Source organism: Amycolatopsis sp. M39 (assembly GCF_001651785.1).
Taxonomy (GTDB): domain Bacteria; phylum Actinomycetota; class Actinomycetes; order Mycobacteriales; family Pseudonocardiaceae; genus Amycolatopsis; species Amycolatopsis rubida.
In genome coordinates, this window is the sequence record NZ_LWSF01000002.1 from 805,452 (window position 1) to 825,757 (window position 20,306).

At 70.8% G+C, this 20,306-nt stretch carries 17 protein-coding genes and 1 pseudogene; 4 read left to right on the plus strand and 14 right to left on the minus strand.

Features of this window, described 5'->3' with window-relative positions; genetic code table 11:
• Positions 1-127: 127 nt before the first annotated feature.
• The 5 genes from A4R44_RS08565 to A4R44_RS08585 all read right to left on the minus strand — a co-directional run bounded on the left by A4R44_RS08565 (position 128) and on the right by A4R44_RS08585 (position 6,881).
• Positions 128-685 carry a DUF2567 domain-containing protein gene (locus A4R44_RS08565; protein ID WP_067578169.1) on the minus strand — a complete coding sequence of 186 codons (558 nt, stop codon included), beginning with the start codon at positions 683-685 and terminating at the stop codon, positions 128-130.
• Between the two features lie 230 nt (positions 686-915).
• Positions 916-1,641, minus strand: a complete 726-nt coding sequence (bioD, locus tag A4R44_RS08570) for a dethiobiotin synthase (RefSeq protein ID WP_067577931.1) — start codon at positions 1,639-1,641, stop codon at positions 916-918.
• Positions 1,642-1,725: 84 nt separating this feature from the next.
• Positions 1,726-3,900 (minus strand): bifunctional SulP family inorganic anion transporter/carbonic anhydrase, encoded by a 2,175-nt coding sequence (locus A4R44_RS08575; RefSeq protein WP_198545203.1) that lies wholly within the window; start codon positions 3,898-3,900, stop codon positions 1,726-1,728.
• Positions 3,901-4,040: 140 nt separating this feature from the next.
• The gene (locus tag A4R44_RS08580) at positions 4,041-5,327 is read right to left on the minus strand and encodes an adenosylmethionine--8-amino-7-oxononanoate transaminase (protein ID WP_095213237.1); all 1,287 of its coding nucleotides are present in this window, start codon (positions 5,325-5,327) and stop codon (positions 4,041-4,043) included.
• 45 nt (positions 5,328-5,372) lie between these two features.
• A complete protein-coding gene (locus A4R44_RS08585) occupies positions 5,373-6,881 on the minus strand; it encodes a cytochrome P450 (RefSeq protein WP_232791533.1) in 1,509 nt (502 codons plus the stop codon).
• A 160-nt stretch (positions 6,882-7,041) separates the two neighbouring features.
• Here A4R44_RS08585 and A4R44_RS08590 point away from each other — a divergent pair, with 160 nt between their 5' ends.
• Complete coding sequence (locus A4R44_RS08590) at positions 7,042-7,656, plus strand: uridine kinase (protein WP_067578175.1); 615 nt, start codon at positions 7,042-7,044, stop codon at positions 7,654-7,656.
• Positions 7,657-7,662: 6 nt separating this feature from the next.
• On the opposite strand, the gene A4R44_RS08595 is transcribed toward A4R44_RS08590, so the two are convergent.
• From A4R44_RS08595 to A4R44_RS08620, 6 genes are all read right to left on the minus strand, one after another.
• Positions 7,663-8,820 carry a glycosyltransferase family 4 protein gene (locus A4R44_RS08595; RefSeq protein ID WP_198545204.1) on the minus strand — a complete coding sequence of 386 codons (1,158 nt, stop codon included), beginning with the start codon at positions 8,818-8,820 and terminating at the stop codon, positions 7,663-7,665.
• Positions 8,821-9,413: 593 nt separating this feature from the next.
• Positions 9,414-9,584 (minus strand): hypothetical protein, encoded by a 171-nt coding sequence (locus A4R44_RS48890; RefSeq protein ID WP_198545205.1) that lies wholly within the window; start codon positions 9,582-9,584, stop codon positions 9,414-9,416.
• A 91-nt stretch (positions 9,585-9,675) separates the two neighbouring features.
• Positions 9,676-10,737, minus strand: coding sequence for an NlpC/P60 family protein (locus A4R44_RS08605; protein ID WP_067577937.1), 1,062 nt, complete (start codon positions 10,735-10,737; stop codon positions 9,676-9,678).
• 427 nt (positions 10,738-11,164) lie between these two features.
• Positions 11,165-11,386 (minus strand): hypothetical protein, encoded by a 222-nt coding sequence (locus A4R44_RS08610; protein ID WP_067577939.1) that lies wholly within the window; start codon positions 11,384-11,386, stop codon positions 11,165-11,167.
• 233 nt (positions 11,387-11,619) lie between these two features.
• Entirely contained in the window at positions 11,620-11,865 is a 246-nt protein-coding gene (locus A4R44_RS08615; protein ID WP_157904836.1) for a hypothetical protein, read from the minus strand.
• A gap of 349 nt (positions 11,866-12,214) precedes the next feature.
• Positions 12,215-13,630: an NYN domain-containing protein gene (locus tag A4R44_RS08620; protein ID WP_067577943.1), complete on the minus strand. Its 1,416-nt coding sequence runs from the start codon at positions 13,628-13,630 to the stop codon at positions 12,215-12,217.
• Positions 13,631-13,750: 120 nt separating this feature from the next.
• Here A4R44_RS08620 and A4R44_RS08625 point away from each other — a divergent pair, with 120 nt between their 5' ends.
• The 3 genes from A4R44_RS08625 to A4R44_RS52245 all read left to right on the plus strand — a co-directional run bounded on the left by A4R44_RS08625 (position 13,751) and on the right by A4R44_RS52245 (position 16,337).
• Entirely contained in the window at positions 13,751-15,475 is a 1,725-nt protein-coding gene (locus tag A4R44_RS08625) for a DEDD exonuclease domain-containing protein (protein WP_067577945.1), read from the plus strand.
• A gap of 81 nt (positions 15,476-15,556) precedes the next feature.
• Positions 15,557-15,841, plus strand: coding sequence for an Lrp/AsnC family transcriptional regulator (locus A4R44_RS08630; protein ID WP_009074830.1), 285 nt, complete (start codon positions 15,557-15,559; stop codon positions 15,839-15,841).
• Positions 15,842-16,052: 211 nt separating this feature from the next.
• A complete protein-coding gene (locus A4R44_RS52245) occupies positions 16,053-16,337 on the plus strand; it encodes a GNAT family N-acetyltransferase (protein ID WP_338080435.1) in 285 nt (94 codons plus the stop codon).
• A 314-nt stretch (positions 16,338-16,651) separates the two neighbouring features.
• On the opposite strand, the gene A4R44_RS08640 is transcribed toward A4R44_RS52245, so the two are convergent.
• From A4R44_RS08640 to A4R44_RS08650, 3 genes and pseudogenes are all read right to left on the minus strand, one after another.
• Complete coding sequence (locus A4R44_RS08640) at positions 16,652-18,310, minus strand: cytochrome bc complex cytochrome b subunit (RefSeq protein ID WP_067577947.1); 1,659 nt, start codon at positions 18,308-18,310, stop codon at positions 16,652-16,654.
• Positions 18,307-19,450: pseudogene (locus A4R44_RS52250) on the minus strand (ubiquinol-cytochrome c reductase iron-sulfur subunit). Before A4R44_RS52250 ends, A4R44_RS08640 begins: the two are co-directional and overlap by 4 nt.
• Positions 19,447-20,265, minus strand: coding sequence for a c-type cytochrome (locus tag A4R44_RS08650; protein WP_067577950.1), 819 nt, complete (start codon positions 20,263-20,265; stop codon positions 19,447-19,449). Before A4R44_RS08650 ends, A4R44_RS52250 begins: the two are co-directional and overlap by 4 nt.
• Between the last annotated feature and the right edge of the window lie 41 nt (positions 20,266-20,306).

Consider the following 20,306-nt stretch of genomic DNA (forward strand, 5'->3'; position numbering starts at 1 on the left):
CTGGTCAAGGCATCTTTCCCACCTTGACCAGCACCCCCGCGCCGTAGCCACCCTCAAGCTTCGGGGTGGCCCCAACCAGAACCGCGGCAACGTCGCCGCCAGGCGACGAGCCCCCGGGACGGAGGACTCACCCAAGCCGCCGCCCGAGATCCTCCCGCCCATTCCACGCCGTCATCAACGCATAAACCAGGCAAGTCACCAACGGCGCGGCCAGCACCACCCACCCCGTCTCGATCCGGGGCGCCTGCTCAATCACCGTCCCCAACGCGGGCGGCGCGTCCACCGAATACTTCGCATTGGCGAACGCGGGCCCCATCTGCGTCCCCAGCCAGGCCGCGACCAACGCCCCGCCGGCAGCGGCCGCCAGCACGACCGGCCCCCGCCGCTCCCGCAGGAACCACACCACCAGCCCGATCAGCAACCCGGCAGCCATCGCCAGAAACCCGAACACGGCCAGATCGTCGAACCGATGCCAGCTCTCCAGTTCCAAGGGCGCCAGCTGACCGCTGGTCCCGATCACCCGCACCCGCTCCGCCGGAGCCAGCAGGGACCACAACCACCCCAGCGGAATCCCCAGCAACGCAGCAGTCGACAGCACGCTCACCGCGGGAAGCAGATCAGCCTTCACCACCACCCGCGGCCGCTGCGGCGGAAACAACACCGGCACCGACCACTCCTCGGCCATCGCCGAAGACCGNACCACCCGAGGCTCCCTTCCCTGCGCGTGCGTTCCCTGCGAGTGTGCGGGACTGAGAGTAACCGCTCGCGGTGAGTTCGAGTGCCGCGACTCGTGTCTGATCGCCACGGCTCCGTCGCGGCGGAGGAATCGGCCCGGTTTCTTCCCCTCCCGATCCGCTGAGCCGGGGCCGAGCGGATCGCTCAGTCCCGAAACCGGGGCGATTCCTCGCGGCGGGGCTAGTTCTGGGCGGAGGCGGCCGCGGTGAACGCCTCCGGGTCGAACTCCCCGCCGAACCACGGCGACAACCCCCGCCTGGCCTGCTCGGCGAAGGTCTCCCGATCCGCCGCGCCCAGACCCGCGGGAAGGACCCCCAGCAAGGGCGCACCGCCGGCCACCGGCAGATCCCGAAGGTTCTCCAAAGCAGCCAGATCCGGATCAGCCGGCCAGGACCCGATGACGACCCCCACGACGTTCAACCCGCGCCGGGTAGCCACCTCAGCGGTCAGCGCAGTCGTGTTGAGCGTTCCCAGCCCGGCTTGCGCGACGAGAACCACCGGAGCCCCCAGCGACCAGGCGACATCCGCCAGCGTGCTCCCCTGCGAGTCGAACCGGACCAGCAGCCCGCCCGCGCCTTCGACCAGGGTGAGGTCGTGCGCCGCGTCCAGCTCGCTGGCGGCGGCGGCGATTTCCCCGGGACCCACAGCCGGGAGCCCGGAGCGACGGGAAGCGGCTTCCGGGGACAGCGGATCCGGATAACGCCGCAGCTCCCGGACCGTCAGGTCCTTGCCCGCCAGCCGCACCACCTCGGCGAGGTCTCCTGCCTCGCCGGGGAGCACGCCGGTCTGCGCGGGCTTCAGCACCGCGACGCGTTGTCCCTGCGCGAGGGCCAGCGCCGCGATCGCCGCGGTGGCGACCGTTTTGCCGACGTCGGTCCCGGTTCCGGTCATCACGAGCGTCGTCACGAGCCATCAAGATATTGCCGTGTTGCCCGATGTCAACACTCGGGGTTCCCTCGCGCGCACCGGAGGCACGCGCGAGGGCCCGAGTCAGCCCGCCGGGGCCGCCGCGGGCGCTCCCGCGGCCACGAACTCGCCCTTCTCCGGGTCGGCGAGGTACACCTGCGCCTCGCCCACGTCGAAGTACAGCCCGGTCAGCGCCAGCTCGCCGCGTGCTTCGGCCTCGGCCACCAGCGGATACTGCCGCAGATGCGTCAGCTGCTGCAGGACGTTGTGCAACGCCAGCCGGTCCGGTTCGCGCTCCGGCCGTTCCCCGTCGAGGGTCACCGCGCCCGCCCGCTTCCGGCTCGGTTCGGCGTGCACCAGCCAGGTCGCGAGCGCGGTGCCCGCGGGCGGACCGCTGGCCAGCGCGCCCATCGCACCGCACGAGGAGTGCCCGCACACCACGATCTCCCGCACTCCCAGCACCCCGACCGCGAATTCGATCGCCGCGTTGGTCGACGGATCAGCCTGCCCCGGCGGCACCAGGTTGCCGATGTTGCGGACGGTGAACAAGTCGCCCGGACCGGACGTGGTGATCAGGTTCGGCACGATCCGGGAATCACCGCAGGTGATGAACAGCGTGTGCGGCTCCTGCGCGTGCGCGAGCCCGCTGAGGACGTCCTTGAGCAGCGGCGCGGCCCGGCGCTGGAACTCGGTCGCGCCCCGGTGCGTCCGCTGCCCCGGAACCCGCGCGTCCACCGCCTGCCAGGCCGACCACGGAGCCAGCCACCTCGGCATCGCACCGGCCGCCGCGGTGCGCCGGAGTGTCGGACGGCCTTCCTTGCCCTTCGCGAACCACGGATGCCCGATCTCGTCGACCACCACCGTGCCGCCGGTCCGCTCGTGCGCCTGCTGCCAGGAAGAAAGGCTCTCGAACGCCGCGTGGTCGAGGTAGTCGGCGACCAGCTCCAGTGTCACCTTCGAGCCCGCCGGAATCGTGCCGAGCACCTTCGTCAGCCGCGGCACCGACAGGAACGTCAGCACACCTTCGACAATCACGCGCCATTCGCCGCCGTGGTGCTCGGCGTGCACGCCCGACCACACGGTCCGGCGCAGCATCAGCAGCACCGCCAGCACGATCCCGGCGAGCACGCCGGTCAGCAGGTCGAACACGACCACCCCGGCGACGGTCACCAGGTAGAGCGGCAGATCGCCGTGGCGCAGCACCTGCCGCAGATGACCGGGATTCACCAGCTTCGCGCCGACGTGCACGAGCAGCCCGGCCAGCGCGGCCAGCGGAATCGACTTCAGCACCCCGGCGAGCGCGACCACGAACACCAGCACCCACACGCCGTGCAGGATCGCCGACGCCCGGGTGCGCGCCCCGGCCGCGACGTTGGTGGAACTGCGCACGATCACACCGGTCACCGGCAGTCCGCCGAGCGCGCCGGACACCATGTTCGCCGCGCCCTGACCGATCAGCTCGCGGTTCAGGTTGGCGCGCGGGCCGTTCTGGAGTTTGTCGACCGCGACCGCCGACAGCAGGCTCTCGACGCTGGCGATCAGCGCGATCGTGATCACCGCGACCGCGACCTGACCCCATCCGCCGTCCGGCAGTTGCGGGGTGAAACGGATTTGCAGCAGGTCGCCGGACAGTTCGACGCGCGGCAGCGTCATTCCGGCGGCCAGGGACACCACCGTCGCGACCGCGATGGCCGCCAGCGGTCCGGGGATTTTCCTTACCGCCGCGGGAAATTTGGGCCAGGCCAGCAGGATGGCGAGGGTCAGGACGCCGATCAGCGCGGCGGCGTCGTGGTGCGCGGCGATCTGCGCGGGCAGCTGGGCGATGTTCTCCAGCGCCGAACTCCGCGCCTTCCCGCCGAACAGCACGTGCGCTTGGCCGAGCACGATCGTGATGCCGATCCCGGCGAGCATCCCGTGCACGATCGCCGGCGAGATGGCCAGCGCCGCCCGCGCGACGCGGCTCAGCCCGAACAGGATCTGCAGCGCCCCGGCGAGGACGGTGATCAGGCAGGTGACCGCCCAGCCGAAGGTGGAGATCGTCTCGGCCATCAGCACGGTCAGCCCGGCGGCGGGCCCGCTGACCTGCAGCGGAGAGCCGCCGAGAGCGCCGGCGACCACACCTCCGACGACAGCGGCGATCAGCCCGGCGACGATCGGGGCGCCGGACGCGAGGGCGATCCCGAGCGAAAGCGGGACCGCGACGAGGAAAACCACGAGCGAGGCGGGCACGTCGTGGCGAAGCACGGCAAGTCGTCTCATGCTGACCAGGAAACCGATGTTCCTGTGAAATGTCCGCTATGTCCCACTCTATGGAGTGGATCTTTATCGAATTACCCACGATCGGGTTGCGCAACTAGGCAAGATCCACTACTGGCTGCCATGTCAAACCCGAAGTAACCTCAGGCCTTCGCCGCGGCGGCCCGCATCGCCGACGTGATCACCGCCAGGTCCGCGTCAGTGCTGATGTACGGCGGCATCGCGTAGATCAAATCCCGGAACGGCCGCAGCCACGCGCCCTCGGCCGTCACTACTTCGGTCGCGACGCCCATGTCCGCCTCGTGATCCAGCTGCAGCACGCCGATCGCGCCCAGCACCCGCACGTCCACGACGTGCGGCAGCTCCCGAGCCGGTTCGAGCCCTTGCCGCAGCGCGGTTTCGATCCGGGCGACGTCGGCCTGCCATCGGCCTTCGGCCAGCAAGCCGAGCGAGGCGTTGGCGACCGCCGAAGCCAGCGGATTCCCCATGAACGTCGGGCCGTGCGCGAGCACCGGAAGTTCGCCACGGCTGATGCCGCCGGCGATTTCGGGCGTGCACAGCGCGGCGGCCATCGTGAGGTAGCCGCCGGTGAGCGCCTTGCCGACGCACAGCACGTCGGGCGTCACGCCGGCGTGCTCGGCCGCGAAAAGCCTTCCGGTACGGCCGAATCCGGTCGCGATCTCGTCGAACACCAGCAGCACGTCGTGTTCCCGGGTCAGCTCGCGCAGCGCGCGCAGGTAACCGGGATGGTGGAACCGCATGCCGCCCGCGCCTTGCACCACTGGTTCCACGATCACCGCGGCCACTTCGTCCGCGTGCTGCCCGATCGCCTTCGCCAATTCGTCCACATAGGACTGATCGACCGGAGTGCCGAACCCGGACGGCGGCGCGGGCACGAAAACCTGCTCCGGCAGCACTCCGCGCCACAGCGAATGCATGCCGCCGCCGGGATCGCAGACGCTCATCGGCGTGAACGTGTCGCCGTGGTAGCCGCCGCGCCAGGTCAGCAGCCGGTGTTTGCCGGGCAGCCCGCGGGAACGCTGGTACTGCAGGCACATTTTCACCGCGACCTCGACCGAAACCGAGCCCGAATCGCACAGGAACACGTGCTCGAGCCCGTCCGGGGTCATCTCGACCAGCCGCTTCGCGAGCGTGATCGCCGGTTCGTGGGTGAGCCCGCCGAACATCACGTGGCTCATCCGCCCGGCCTGCTCCCGCAACGCGGTGTCGAGCACCGGGTTCCGGTAGCCGTGCACCGCCGCCCACCAGGACGACATGCCGTCGACCAGTTCCCGTCCGTCGGCGAGCTTCAACCGCACCCCGCTCGCCTCTTCCACGAGCAGGGGCGGCACCCGGCCCGGCATCGGCGCGTAGGGATGCCACACGTGCGCGGCGTCGAGGGCGAGGAGATCGGCAGCACTGGGTTCCACCCGCCGACCCTAACCGGGCGATGGGCGGAACCGCAGTGACCGCCGCTACGCCCCCTTCAGCCGCACCGGCAGCGCCAGCACGCCGTGCACCAGCGAACTCGGCCGGTAGACGATGTCCCCGGCAGGCACGGCCAAGCTCAGCTCCGGAAACCGCGCCAGCAGCGAGCCCAGCGCGATTTGCGCCTCCAGCCGGGCCAGCGGCGCGCCGACGCAGTAGTGGATGCCGTGCCCGAACGCGAGATGCCCGCCCGGCGCTCGCGTGACGTCGAGCGTGTCCGGGTCGGGGAATTTCTCCGGGTCGCGGTTGGCCGACAGCAGCGAGATATGCATGAACTCGCCGGTCGGCACGGTGACGCCGCCCGCCTCGATCTCCTCGACCGTGTAGCGCAGCGTCGCGAAGTTGATCGGCCCGTCGAACCGGAGGAACTCCTCGACCGCACCCGGCAGCAAGCCCGGGTCGGCACGCAGTTTCTCCGCCTGCTCGGGCGCACGCAGCAACGCGAACGTGGCGTTGGCGATCAGGTTGACCGTCGTCTCGTGCCCGGCGACCAGCAGCAGGAACGCCATCGAGATCAGTTCGTCCTCGTCGAGCGAATCGCCTTCGTCGCTGGCGTGCACGAGGTCCGACAGCAGGTCTTCGGCCGGTTCGGCGCGCTTGCTCTCGACCAGCTGCCGCAGGTAGTTCTGCATGTCGCGCGCCGCCGCGGCTTGGCACTCCGGGTCCTCGGAGAACGACAGCAGCGTGTGCGACCAGGCAGTGAACTCGCCGCGGTCCTCGACCCGCACGCCGAGCAGTTCGCAAATGACGGTGATCGGCAACGGCTCGGCGAATGCCCGCACCAGGTCGACCTGCTCGTGCCGGGCCATCTCGGCCAGCAGCGAATCGGCGATCTCCTGGATCCGCGGCCGCAGCCGCGCGACGGTGCGAGCGGTGAACGCCTTGTTCACCAGCTTGCGGAGCCGGGTGTGGACCGGCGGGTCGCTGTTGAGCATGTGCCGGGTGAGCAGGTTGCCGAAGTCCGGCCCCTGGACCTCCTGGCCGGCCTTCGCCGCGTACACCCGTTGCACGTCGGCACTGTCCTTGCTGACCCGGGGATCGTTGAGCAGCTCGCGCGCCTGCTCGTATCCGCTGACCAGGTAGGACGGGATTCCGCGGCGGGTGGTCATCGGGCACACCGCGCCGGACTCGCGCCGCTGTGCGAGCCATTCGTGCGGATGCTGCCAGAATTCCTCGTCCGCGTAAGGGATTTCCTCGGTTTGTTCGTCGACGCTCACTGCTGAGGCCCCCTGGGCAGTTCGGTCAGCGTTCGGCCAATGCCGCCTCGACGCGCTCGACCACTGGTTTCCAATATGCCCGCTGCCCGGCCTTTTCCGCCACGTCCGCGAGGCGCTCCCGGCGATCTTGCGCGTGCTGCGCTTGCCGAGATCCGCGACCTCGAGTTCCAGCGAGGAATCGTGATCCCAGTCCGTCGGACGCCAGGTGCCGTGTTCGGTCTCGTATCCGGCCCCGCGTTCGCGTGGCAGCTCGACGCCGGGGCCGGGCCAGATCTCCATCCCGTCCCCACCAGGAACCTCCACACCCGGCTGCCCGGGTACGGCATCGTGCGGGCAACGGCTGTCTCCCCACCACTCCGCCCGGTCTTGCCCTCCTCGCCGGCCATGCCGCCATCAGGGCATCGGGGACCGGCGGAAACCGGTGCGGGATCATGCGATCGTGCGCTACCGCCCCATCTCCCCCGACGCCCTCGCCGCCGAGCTGACCGAGCGCGTCGACGCGCTCGCCCACCGCGGGCGAATCGCCGTCGCCCTCGACGGAGCAGCCGGAACCGGCCCGCTCGCGGAGGCCTTGACCGACCCGCTGAAGCTGCTCGGCCGGGCCGTACTGCACGTGCCCGCCGCCGGTTTTCTGCGACCAGCGTCACTCCGTTTCGAGCACGGGAGACAGAATCCGGACGCCCGGTATGCCGAGTGGCTCGATTCAGGCGGTCTGCGCCGGGAAGTCCTGGACCCGCTCGCCGACGACGGAAGCGGCGAAGTGCTGCCCGCGCTGTGGGACGCCGAACGCGATCGCGCGACCAGGCTGCCGCGCGTCCCGGTCCCGGACCGGGGCGTCGTCCTGGTCGACGGAGAGTTCTTGCTGGGCGCGGGATTGGCGTTCGATTTCGTGGTGCATTTGTGGCTTTCGCCGGGCGCGCTGCGCCGCCGCGTGTCCGAGGAATGGGCGCTGCCCGCCTACGAACGCTACGAGAACGAAGTCGATCCGAGTGCCCTCGCGGACGTCGTGGTCCGCGTGGACGACCCGCGCCACCCGGCGATCTACGAACCCTGAGCCGGGTCAGCGCACCGCTGCCACCGGATCGCCGTCCAGGAGCGTCGAGAGGCGTTGCGCCATCGTGTCCCAGCGCCAGTTCTCGGCGACCCACGAACGGCCCGCCTCGCCCATCCTGCGGGCGCGGACCGGGTCGGAGAGCAGGGCCGCCAGAGTCTCCGCGAGCTGGCCCGGGTCGCGGCCGTCGACCACGTGCCCGGTCACCTCGTCCAGCACCGCCTCCGGCGCCCCGCCGGACGTGCCCGCGACCACCGGCAGCCCGGTCGCGGACGCCTCCAGGTAGACGATGCCGAGCCCTTCCACGTCGAGCCCCTTGCCGCGCGTGCGGGCGGGCATCGCGAAGACGTCGCCCGCGTTGTAGTGCGCGGGCAGTTCCTCCCACGGGACCGAGCCGGTGAAGACCACGTCGTCGGCCACCCCCAGTGCCGCAGCCAGCTGGTTGAGGCGCTTGCGATCCGGACCGCCCCCGACGAGCAGCAACGCCGCGCCGGGCACGCGCTCGCGGATCGCGGGCAGCGCGGCGATCAGCATGTCCTGGCCCTTGCGCGGAACGAGCCGCGAAACGCACACGACGGTCGGCCGGTCGCCAAGCCCGTGCCGAGCCCGGATTTCCCCCCGGCCGACCGGGTCCGGCGCGAAAACCGTGGTGTCGACGCCGCTCGGCAGCATTTCCAGCCCAGCGTGCCGACCGAACGCGGCGGCGAACCGGTTGCGCGTGTACTTGCTGACGTACGTCACGACGTCGACCGTCTCGCCGATGCGCCGCAGAGCTTGCCGCGAGCCCGGCAGCATCGACCAGCCGACCTCGTGCCCGTGCGTGGACGCGACGATCCGGCGCGCGCCGGCCTGCCGCAACGGATGGCCCAGCAGCGCGAGCGGAGCGGCCGCGCCGAACCAGACGGCCTCGCAGCCGCGGGCGCGCATGATCTGCTTCGCGCGCCGCAGGACGTCGGGCGTGGGCAGCATCAGCGAGGTCGGATGGCGTACCACCTCGAACGGCGCGGCCGCGTCGAACTCGACGTGCGAGCCGCTGCTGCGTTCCCAGGACGGCGCGTAGACGACGAGGTCGTCCGCGGGCAGCCGGGTGGCCAGCGAATTGAGGTAATTCTGGATGCCCCCGGGGCGCGGCGGGAAGTCGTTCGTCACGAGCAGGGTCCTCAGCACCCCCGCAGGCTACCGACGAGCAGCCGCGCGGGGCCGCCCCGGTGAAGCGGGAACGTCCAGCCGGCTTCTTCAGCTCCCGAACGCCCACGCCACCCTCAGCGGGAACTCTTCCCGCCGGAACGGACCCCCGTGCGATCCGGCTCGCTCGGTCACGACGACGCCTGCCCCGGCCTCGCGCGGTACGTCCGCCCACCGGATCGCGTTCCGGAGGAAGAACGGTTCCCGCGCACCGGCGCGACGTACCGTGCGCGGAAGCGAACCCGGCAGGTCAGCAGGCGGTCGATACCCCCCTCCGGGCGAGGAGCGTCGATAACCCCCTCCGGGCGAGGAGCACAGAACCGTGCCGTAGACGTCCGGATGCCGAAGCCCCATCGCCAGCGCCAGCTCTCCGCTCGCCGAGACACCCTCGCCGAGACACCCTCGCCAAGACACCGCAGTGCGCTCGGCGGGCAGTGCGACTCCGCATCGCGATCGCACCCACCGGCCGAGATCCGCACGGAAGAATCTCTCGTGCGCCGAAACCGCTCCGGATCGAATCCCGGCGAGTACTCGCGGAGCCGGGAGGTCATCGGCCAGGCGGTGGGCGCCGACGATCATCGTGGGCGGCGCATCGGCGGTCTTGAGATCGCTGCCCCCTGCGAGATCAGCTCGCCGTCGCCGGCGAACACGGCCGCGTCGGGCCGACCCGCCGGAACGTAGACCGTGACCTGGCGACCGCGGTCGTACGCGAAGGTCTCGGTCACCAGCTCGCCCGCGAGCGGCATCGTCGGCTCCTCCGGTCAAGCGCTCCCGTGAACGACACCGGGGCGGTGCCGCGCAATGCGGCACCGCCCCGATGGAAGCGAGAACGTCCGGTCAGGCGACCCGGCGCGCGCCCACGTACTGGCTCTGCAGCGGCGAGATCTTGACGACGTCGCCGGTGGTCGGCGCGTGCACCATCATCCCGTTGCCGATGTACATGCCCACATGCGAAACCGGCGAGTAGTAGAACACCAGGTCGCCGGGCTGCAGCTGGCTGCGCGGAACCGGCGTTCCAGTGGTGCTCTGCTCGCGGCTCGAACGCGGCAGCGAGACGCCGGCCTGCTTGTAGGCCCACTGCATCAGGCCCGAGCAGTCGTACGAGCTCGGCCCGGTGGCGCCCCATTCGTAGGGCTTGCCCCGCTGGCTCAGCGCGGCCTGGACGGCGGCCGCCGCGGCCGGGCCCGCGTTCGCGAGGTCCACCGAGATGTCGCCGCCGGTGTCCTTCTGCGCGTTGCGGTCGGCCTGGCTCAGCGCCGACGAGGTCTTCTTCAGCTCGGCGACCTGGTCGTCGAGCGTCTTCTTCTTGGCTGTGATGTCCTCGGTCAGCTTCGCCGCCGCGTCGCGCGCCGCGGTGGCCCGCTGCGCGGCGTCGGAGGCCAGCTTCTCGGCGGACTTGGCCTGGTCGACCGCGCCCTGGAGCTTCTCCAGCGCGGCGGCCTTCTGCGACGCGATCTGGTCCAGCGCCGACGACCGGTCGAGGAACTCCTGCGTCGACGTGCCCGCCAGCAGCGCGGACAGCTTGTTCATCTGCACGCCGGACAGGAACGACGCGTTCGCGAACTTGTCGACGTCGACCTTGTACTTCTTTTCGTTCTCGGCCGCCTGCGCGGAGAGGTTGTGGGCGTTGCCCACGTCTCCGTTGGCCTTGTCGAGGTCGCCCTGGCGGGCGGTGAGGTCGTCCTTGGCTTTGAGGAGGTCCTCGTTCGCCTTCTCCGCCTGCGCCGCGAGGTCGCGGTACTTGGCGAGAGCGTCCGAACCGGAGTCCGGCGGGGCCTGGAGGACGGGGAGGGGGGAAGCGGCTGCGGTGCCCACTGGCTGCGCCACGGTGACTACTGCGATCACCGAGGCAGCCGCGAGGGCGCCTGACACCACGCGCTTGACTGGATGCGACTGCACGGCCGCGCGGGTCTCCTTTGCTCGTCGGGCCGCCGTGGCCGGAACCCCGGCGCGGAAGAGGTCGGGGGCCCTCTTCGCGCACGCTGCCCGTCCGCGTTCCGGCCGTCATGTGCCACAACAGCATTCCCGCGCACGGTGGTTGGTTCCGGTCCTGACTCCCCGACAAAGCCGAACCGGCGGCGATCCCGCGTCGCCGTCGTCCGACAGCTGACTGGCGCGAGATCTCGGCCAGGTTACGAAAAGACCGTCGGCGCGTCCACCGGGCCCCCGTAAAAACTCTCCGTAGTCCGGCGAAACACCATCGGACCAGCAAGGCAGTTACACGTGACTTAGGTCACACGCTCTGGCAGCACAAAAGACCCCTTCGACTACTTACCGTTCACCGCACCGAGGCGACCACTCGGCGAGCCAGTGTCACCCACTGGTGTCACGCCGACCTACTGTCGGTCTCCGGAACCAGACGCAGCCGCGGCACCATCCCCGCCTCGGCGAGCGCGTCGACAGCCCGCCGTTCGGCCGCGTCCCAGACAAGGCCGACCGGCGGCCCGAGCAGCACACTGACCACACAATCGGCACACGCCGCCCCGCGCACCGCACACCGGTCGCAGTCGACGACGAACGCGTCGATGTCCTCCACCGCGACGTCCACCGCGCCGGCTGGACGCCGCTCTTCCTGGCGGGAGGCACCAGGTTTCGCCCGCTTCGCGCTCGGGTGCCGCCGCGCCGAGCGCCGCCGACTGCCAGCTTCCGCACACTCGCCTTCGCCGGTAGCCGCGGCAGCAGCGCTCCCGCCAGCACCCGGCGAAACGCCGCTTTCCCGGCGCGCCTCCAGATCCCGGTCCCGCGCCTGGCCCGTGGCCGGACTCACCCCAGTGGCAAGACTCACCGCCGGACCCGCCCCGCCCGGGTGACCGGCCCGGTCCGGCGGGCTGGACCGTTCAGCCATCCCGCCAGCCCGGCAGTCCGGCGGCCCAGAACGCTCAGCCACCCCACCAGCCCCATGATCCAGCGGCCCGAACCATCCAACCGCCCCGCCAGCCCGACAGTCCGGCGGCTCAGAACGCTCAGCAGCCCCACCAGCCCCACCAGCCCGACAGTCCGGCGGCCCAGAACGCTCAGCCACCCCACCAGCCCCATGATCCAGCGGCCCGAACCATCCAAGCGCCCCGCCAGCCCGACAGTCCGGCGGCCGAGAGCGCTCAACCGCCCGGCCATCGACACCGGCGTTCCGATCTTCCGGGCCCGCCGCACAGCCGACCCGATCTCCCGGCCCCGCCGCGAAGGGAACTCCCCCGCTGGCACCAGTCGCGTCTCCCGCACGCATGCCGGAACCGACCCCGAACCGCTCCCGCTCGTTCTCGCCCATCGCCAGGCCTCCGTCCGTCCGCGAGGCCCCGGACCGGTTCCGGGAATCGCCTCGGGAACAAACGGTAGGAAGCACCACCGACAATTTCCGGAGCCCGCACGTCGGGCAGGGTCAGACTCGACCCAATCGGCTGACGAGAACCGCCGACGCCACCGGATGCGCACCGCCCGCGCGGACCGAGTCCGCGACCGCCCGGTCGGACGTCGCGACGACCATCGGGCGGCCCTTCGGCTCGGCCGCGACCAAGGACCGGATCACGTCGTCGGCAAGCACCCCACGCTCGGAGAACAGCACTCTGACCCCGCGCGGCACCGCGGCGGGCACCGACAGCACACCGGCCCCGTCGAACACCACCGTGACCTCCGCCGACGTGCGCGCCGCCAGCGCCGAGAGCTGGTGCACCAGCCGGTCTCGCTGATCGGCCAGCGCCAGTTCCGGATAACCCGTTTTGGTGACGTTGTAGCCGTCCACGATGAGATGGACGTTCGGCAGCGCCAGATGCCGGTCGAGGGCCGTGACGTCCTGGATCCGCCCTCCCGGGCCGAGTCCGGACCGCGCGCCGCTCACCATGTCGGCAGGGCGCGCGCCGCGGTCGCCCAAGGCGAGTTCACGACGCAGGCCGTGCACCGCGCCGTCGATCGTGTCGACCAGCAACGCCAGCCGGACCTCGTCGGCCTCCCTGGCCTCGCGCGCGGACTGCCGGGCCATCTCCGCGTCCGCGACCGCCCGTTCGGCACGGGTGCGTTCGGCGGCGACCCGGCGGCGTTCCCGGTCGAGTTGCCCGTTCAGCATCTCGATCTCGCGTTCCCGCGTCGCTCCCCCGTCTGCCAGTTCGGCGCGCGCCGCCTCGGCCGCGTCCTTGGCCTGCCGCAGCAGCACGCCCTGCTCCCGCAGCCGGCGCAGCAGCTTCTCGACCTCGGCCTCGCGTTCGCCGCGCGCGCTCTCGACCGCCCCGCGCGCCTGTTCCAGCTCGGCCCGCAGCTCGGCGATTTCGACTTCCAGCCGCTGGTTCCGGGCCAGCGCCGCGTCCCGCTCCGCGCGCAGCGCGGTTTCCTCGGCGTTCTTCGCGATCAGCCGCACGCGTCCGGCCGAACCGGATTCGCCGAGCAGCACCGCGGCGGCAGCGGCAGCGACGGAATCCGAGACATTCGGGTCCAGCGCGTCGGTCCGGTGCTCGCGCAGCCACTCCAGCACCGCGGTCCGGAACTGCGCGGAGTCCCCCAACGCGGCCAGCAGCGCGGTGCCGCCGAGCTTCGCGCGCTTGGCCGGGGCGAACTTCGCGACCGGCCGCAGCTGCCGCGGCACGTCCGCGACCGGCAGTTTCGCGACCGCGGCCGCGGCCAGTTCGGCGATCCGCTCGCGCACTGCCTCCGGCAGGCTCGTCCACGTCGCCGGTTCCGGACACGTCGCCGGTTCCGGACACGTCCCCGGTTCCGGGACCTCGGCGTCCTGTCCCGCCCGTGCCGGAACCGCCGAGGGGCCGACGGCCTCCGCGGCTCCCTCCGGTTCGACGGGCTGAGGGTGCATTGGTCCAGGGTAGGCCCCGCCGCCGGATCGCGCGCCGCACCGGCCCGTTCCACTGGTCACCATCGGGCCACGGGCGGCGCGCGCGAAGATTGTCGGTGGCCGGCCCTACTGTGCGCGATCATGGAGACCCGACCGAGGCCGGACCAGGCTCAGCTGGCGTTCGACGAGCTCGGCACCCCGCTGCGGGACACCACGTTCGTCGTGTTCGACCTGGAGACCACCGGAACCAAGCCGGGGCCGGACGGGATCACCGAGATCGGCGCGGTCAAGGTCCGCGCCGGACAGGTGCTGGGCGAGTTCGCGACGCTGGTCAACCCGGGCACGCCGATCCCGCCGCAGATCGTCGAGCTGACCGGGATCACGCAGGCGATGGTCTACGACGCGCCGCGGATCGAACGCGTGCTGCCCGCGTTCCTGGAGTTCATCGCGGGCACCGTGCTGGTCGCGCACAACTCCGGCTTCGACACCAGCTTCATGAAGGCGGCCTGCGAGGGACACGGCTACGTCTGGCCGCGCCCCACCGTCGTCTGCACGGTGAAGCTCGCGCGCCGCGTCATCCCGCGCGAAGAAGCGCGCAGCTACCGGTTGTCGTCGCTGTCCATGCTGCTCGGCGCACGCACCCGGCCGACGCACCGTGCGCTCGACGACGCCCGCGCCACCACCGACGTCCTGCACGCGTTGCTGGAGCGAGTCGGCAACCTCGGCGTGCACACCGTCGAGGAGCTGATCGACTACCTCCCGGACGTCACGCCAGCCCAGCGGCGCAAGCGAAACCTCGCCGCCGACCTGCCGTCGCGGCCCGGCGTGTACCTCTTCAAGGGACCGCGCGACGAAGTCCTGTACGTAGGCACCGCGCGCGACCTGAGACGGCGTGTGCGGACGTATTTCACCGGTTCCGAAAGCCGGGGCCGGATCCGGGAGATGGTCGCGCTGGCGGAGCGGGTGGACGCCATCGAATGCGCACACTCCCTCGAAGCCGAGATCCGCGAACTGCGGCTGATCGCCGCGCACCGGCCGGCGTACAACCGGCGTTCGAAAAACCCGCACCACGGCTGGTGGATCAGCGTCACCGACGAGGCTTTCCCGCGGCTTTCCGTGGTACGCCTGCCGCGCGCGGGCACGCTCGGGCCGTTCCGCAGCCAAGCCGACGCGCGCACCGCCGCGGAGACTCTCGCCGACGCTTCCGGGCTGCGCACCTGCACGCAACGCATCTCCGCCACCGCCGCGTCCGGCACGCCGTGTGTCCTGGCCGAACTCGGCCGTTGCGGAGCCCCGTGCGCGGGCAGGCAGACCGTCGCCGACTACTCCCCTGCGGTGGAAGCTGCCCGCGGGCTCATCGCCGGCCACGACGGCCGTCCGCTCCACCTGGCCGCGGCGAGGCTGGAGGAGATGTCGGAGCGAAGGCACTACGAGCAGGCCGCGCGCNCGCGCCACCGCGACGAACTGGCCGGGCTGGTCCGCGCTGTCGGCCGCGCACACCGGCAGGCCGCGCTCGCGTCGGTCGCGGAACTCATCGCCGCGGCCCCGGACGGCAATGGCGGCTGGGAACTGTCCGTCATTCGCTACGGCAGGCTCGCCTCCGCAGGGGTCGCCCGGCGTGGGGTGCCGCCGATGCCGGTGGTCGAATCCCTGGTCGCTGCGGGGGAAACCGTGCTGCCCGGAGAAGGTCCGCTGCGGGGTGCTCCCGGCGAGGAGGTCGGGATCCTGTTGCGCTGGCTCGCCCGGCCGGGGACCCGGCTCGTCCGCACCACCCGGCCGTGGGCCGAGCCCGCCGCGGTCGCCGGATGGCAAGCCTGGCTCGCCCGAGCCGCCGATGCCCGGTCGCTCGAACACCTCGCGGGCTGAGACACCCGCTGCGCCGTGCGCGGGCGCGTTCCCGGCTACGATCGCGCACGTCGGTTACCGCCAGGAAGTGGGAGGAACGCTGTGATCACGGCGATCGTGCTGATCAACGTAGAGGCCGAGGAAATCCCGCAGGCCGCACAGGCGATCGCGGACCTCGACCAGGTGTCCGAGGTCTACTCGTGCGCCGGGGACGTCGACCTCATCGCCACTGTGCGCGTGCAGGCCCACGAAGACCTCGCCGACCTGATCCCCGGCCGCATCGGCAAGGTCCGCGGCGTGCTCGACACCGTCACCCACATCGCGTTCCGGTCCTACTCGCGCGCCGACACCGACTCCGCGTTCGAGATCGGCGTCGAAGGAGCCTGAGAACTGTCGTACCCCCGGGCTAACGTCCGGGGCAGGACGACACTGCGGCTGGCCGAGGTCACCAGCGACAATGTGGGCGCGGCCTGCGATCTGGCGGTGGCACCACACCAGAAAGATTACGTAGCCCCGGTCACTGGCCGAGGCCCACGCCCAGCCGGGCATCGCCTGGCCGAGGCTGGTCTACGCCGGCGACGACCTCGTCGGCTTCGTCATGGCCGCTTTCGATCAGGACTGTCCGATCGACTACTTCCGCTGCGGCATCTGGCGGCTGAAGATCGCCGCCGAGCACCAGAAGAAGGGCTACGGGAAGTTCGCCGTCGAAGCGGTGCTGGCCGAAGCGCGCCGTCGCGGAGAAGCGTCGGCGACGGTGCTTGGGGTGCCGGGCGAGCACAGTCCGGAACCGTTCTATCTGCGGCGGGGATTCCAGCCACCGGCCAGCTTCACGAACGCGAGGTCGTCGCCCGCATCCGGCTCTGAACCCCGCCGCCAGCGCTAGCGTGCACGAAAACGCCTGACCGAGGCTGATCTGCTCCGAGAAGAAACTCGTCGGCTTCGTCCTGGCGGCGACCCGGACGGTTCGCCGTCGAAGCGGTGCTGGCCGAAGCGCGACGCCGAATCCGTCACGGTCAGCTGGCTGCCCGGCAAAGCCCAGCTCCCGGCCCTTCTGCCCGGCAGCTGGGCTTCCGGCCGACCGGCGAGACGGACGACCGCATCCAGCTCGGAGAACCGCCCAGCACCGCAAGAAGGCCCCTCCCTCGCGATGAGGAAGGGGCCTTCCGGCGTTCTGCGGGACCCGGGAGTCCCAGGGGCTCAGTGCCCGGAACCGACCTCGGTCGACTCCTCGGTGCCTTCGAGCTTCCCGTGCCCGTTCCCGTGGCCGTTGCCGCGAGCCCGGTCGAGCGCCTTGCTCTCCTCGGCCGGGTCCGGCGTCCAGATCGAACCCGGGACGGCGTGGCCCGCGGTGCCGAGCTTGTTCATCTTCTTCGGCACCGCCGCGCCCTGGTATTCGAGCGGGATCGCGTGGCCGTGGCTGTCCGTGCCGCCCAGCGGCTGGTGGATCTCGATGAACTCGCCGTGCGGCAGCCGCTTGATGATGCCGGTCTCGACGCCGTGCTCCAGCACCTCACGGTCGGACCGCTGCAGGCCCAGGCAGATCCGGTAGGTGAAGTAGTACGCCAGCGGCGGCACGATCAGCACGCCGATGCGCCCGGCCCACGTCGTCGCGTTCAGCGAGATGTCGAACTGGTCGGCGATGATGTCGTTGAAGCCGGACAGCTCGATCACCGCGAAGAACCCGAGCGCCATCATGCCCAGCGCGGTGCGGACCGGTGCGTCGCGCGGCCGCTGCAGCAGGTTGTGCGACGCGTTGTCCTTGGACAGCTTGCGTTCCAGGAACGGATATCCGAGCAGCAGCGCGAACAGGATCGGCATCCCGATCGCGCCGGGGAAGAACACCGCCGGGATCGTGTAGTTCCCGAGGTAGACCTCCCAGGCGGGCCAGATCCGGAGCATGCCGTCGGCCCAGGCCATGTAGAAGTCCGGCTGGGACCCCGCGGACACCATCGACGGGTTGTACGGCCCGAAGTTCCACACCGGGTTGATCTGGAACAGGCCGGACATCAGCGCCAGCACGCCCACGACCAGGGTGAAGAACGCGCCGCCCTTGAGGGCGAAGTACGGCATGATCCGCACGCCGACGACGTTGGTCTCCTTGCGCCGCACGCCCGGGAACTGGGTGTGCTTCTGGTACCAGACCAGCGCCAGGTGCGCGCCGATCAGCGCCAGCATGATGCCCGGGACCAGCAGGATGTGCAGCGTGTAGAGCCGGGGGATGATCTGGTCGCCGGGGAACTCCCCGCCGAACAGCGCCCAGTGGATCCAGGTGCCGATCACCGGCACCGACAGCACGATGCCGGACAGGGTCGCGCGGATGCCGGTGCCCGACAGCAGGTCGTCCGGGAGCGAGTAGCCGAAGAAGCCCTCGAACATGCCCAGGATCAGCAGCAGGCCGCCGATGACCCAGTTCGCTTCACGCGGCTTGCGGAACGCGCCGGTGAAGAAGATCCGGAGCATGTGCACCATCATCGACGCGACGAAGATCAGCGCCGCCCAGTGGTGCAGCTGCCGCACGAACAGGCCGCCGCGCACGTCGAACGAAATGTCCAGCGTGGTGCGGAACGCCTGGGACATTTGCATGCCCTGCATGTTCGTGAAGCTGCCGTGGTAGGTGACCTCCTGCATGGAGGGGTCGAAGAACAGCGTCAGGTACACCCCGGACAGCAGGATGACGATGAAGCTGTACAGCGCGATCTCGCCCAGCAGGAAGGACCAGTGGGTCGGGAACACCTTGTTCATCTGGTGCCGCAGGCCCTTGGCCAGCTTGTACCGCTGGTCCGCGTTGTCCGCGGCCTCGCCCAGGTGCTTCTGGAGTGCGCTCGTGCCCTTGGTCGGCGTGGTGAGTGAACTCATGACTTACGCTCCCAGAAGGCCGGTCCGATGGCCTCGATGAAATCGCCCTTCGCGATCAAGTATCCCTCTTCGTCAACCGTGATCGGAAGCTGGGCGAGCGGACGGGTCGCCGGGCCGAAGATCGGCTTCGCGTAGTGCAGGGCGTCGAACTGCGACTGGTGGCACGGGCAGAGGATGCGGTTCGTGCGCTGTTCGTACAGCGAGGTCGGGCAGCCGACGTGACTGCAGATCTTCGTGTACGCGTAGTAGTCGCCGAAGTTGAAGTCCTCCTGGCCCTTGCGCTTGACCACGCGCGCGGCGTCGGTCGAGCGCAGCCGGATGAGCATGACCGGGTTGTCGACCCGCATCAGCGCCTCGGACAGGGCCTTCTCGTCGCCCTTCTCCGATTCGCGGTAGGGGAAGACCGTCTCCATCGCGCCCGCGTCGANCCTTGACCAGCGCGACGCCTTCCTTGACGTCGGCTTCGAGGTTGCCGGTGTTGCGGCGCAGGTAGACCTTCTCGCCCTTGAAGTTCGGCAGCCATCCGGTGTGCCAGAGGCCGTCCTTGTTCTCGGTGTCCTTCCACGGGTCCTTGATGAAGGACGCGATCGGCAGGGCCGCCACCGCGAGGCCGAGCGCGCCCGCGCCCGCGCCGGCGGTGCGCTTGATCAGCGACCGGCGGGCGATGCCGTTGCGGGTCCCGGCGTCGGCCAGGTGGGCCAGGATGGTGGCCCGGTCGACCTCCGCGGACGGGCCGTCGCTGCGCTGCTGCACCGAGGTCTCGTGCGGGACGAACTTCTTGGTGTAGAGGATCACGCCGATGCCGAGCGACAGCACCGCGAGACCGAGCGTGACGCCGAGCGCCGGGGTGTAGAGGCTGTAGGTCGAGTGCCCGCTCGGGTCGCTCGGGTCCTTGTACTCCCACCACTTCGGCCAGGCCATCACGACCACGAACGCCAGCCCGGCGAGCGCGGACAGGGCGAACCAGAACGCGACGAGGCGCTGCGCGCGCCGCTCCGCGCGGGTGCCCTCGACCGGCCACGGCTCCGGGTAGTCGACGATTTCGACGCCGTCCAGCTGACCGCCGAGCTTGAGCAGCTCGTCGCGGTCCATCTCAGCCAGCTCCGCCTCCGAGGGCGGCTTGGGCCCTTCGGCACTCATGCCTTCGATCCAATCCACAGCGTAATGCCGACGAGCGCGGCGATTCCGACGACGAAGGCGATGACGCCTTCGGAGGCGGGGCCGACCCCGCCGAGACCGTTGCCGCCCGGGTCGTTGTTGCCGTCGGACACCGACTTGACGTAGGCGATGATGTCCTTCTTCTCCTCCGCGCTGAGCTGGCGGTCGGAGAACTTCGGCATGTTCTGCGGCCCGGTGAGCATCGCGTCGTAGATCTGCTCCTCGGTGGCCGGGTCGAGCGGCGGCGCGTACTTGCCCGCCGACAGCGCGCCCCCGCGGCCGGTGAAGTTGTGGCACGACGCGCAGTTGAGCCGGAACAGCTCGCCGCCGCGCGCCGGGTCGTTGCCGCGCAGCGCCTCGCCGCGCTCCGCCGGGCGCTGCGCTCCGCCGCCGTGTGCCTGCACGTAGGCGCCGACCGCGTCGATCTCGCTCGGGGTCAGCTTCGGCGGCTTGCGGGCGGCCTGCGCCTCCTGGCGCGCCGCGGGCATCCGGCCGGAGGAAGTCTGGAAGTAGACGGCCGCGTCGCCGATGCCGATGAGGCTCGGACCGCGGTCCTTGACGCCCTCCAGGTTCGCGCCGTGGCATTCGATGCAGGTGTTGTTGTAGACCTGCTCGCCCTGACGCAGCAGCGCCGGGTCGCCCTGTGCCTGCGCGGTCTGCGGTTCCGGGGCGAAGACGGCGTACAGGGCGCCGGCCCCCACCAGGGCGACGCCGAGTGCGAGCACGCCCGCGAGGCGCCTGCGCATCTTCGAGCGCGCGCGGAACCGGCGCTCCGAGGATTTGGTGCTGGTGGTCATCTTGCGGCAACCCTTGCTGTCAGTTCAGGCCGTTTTGTGGT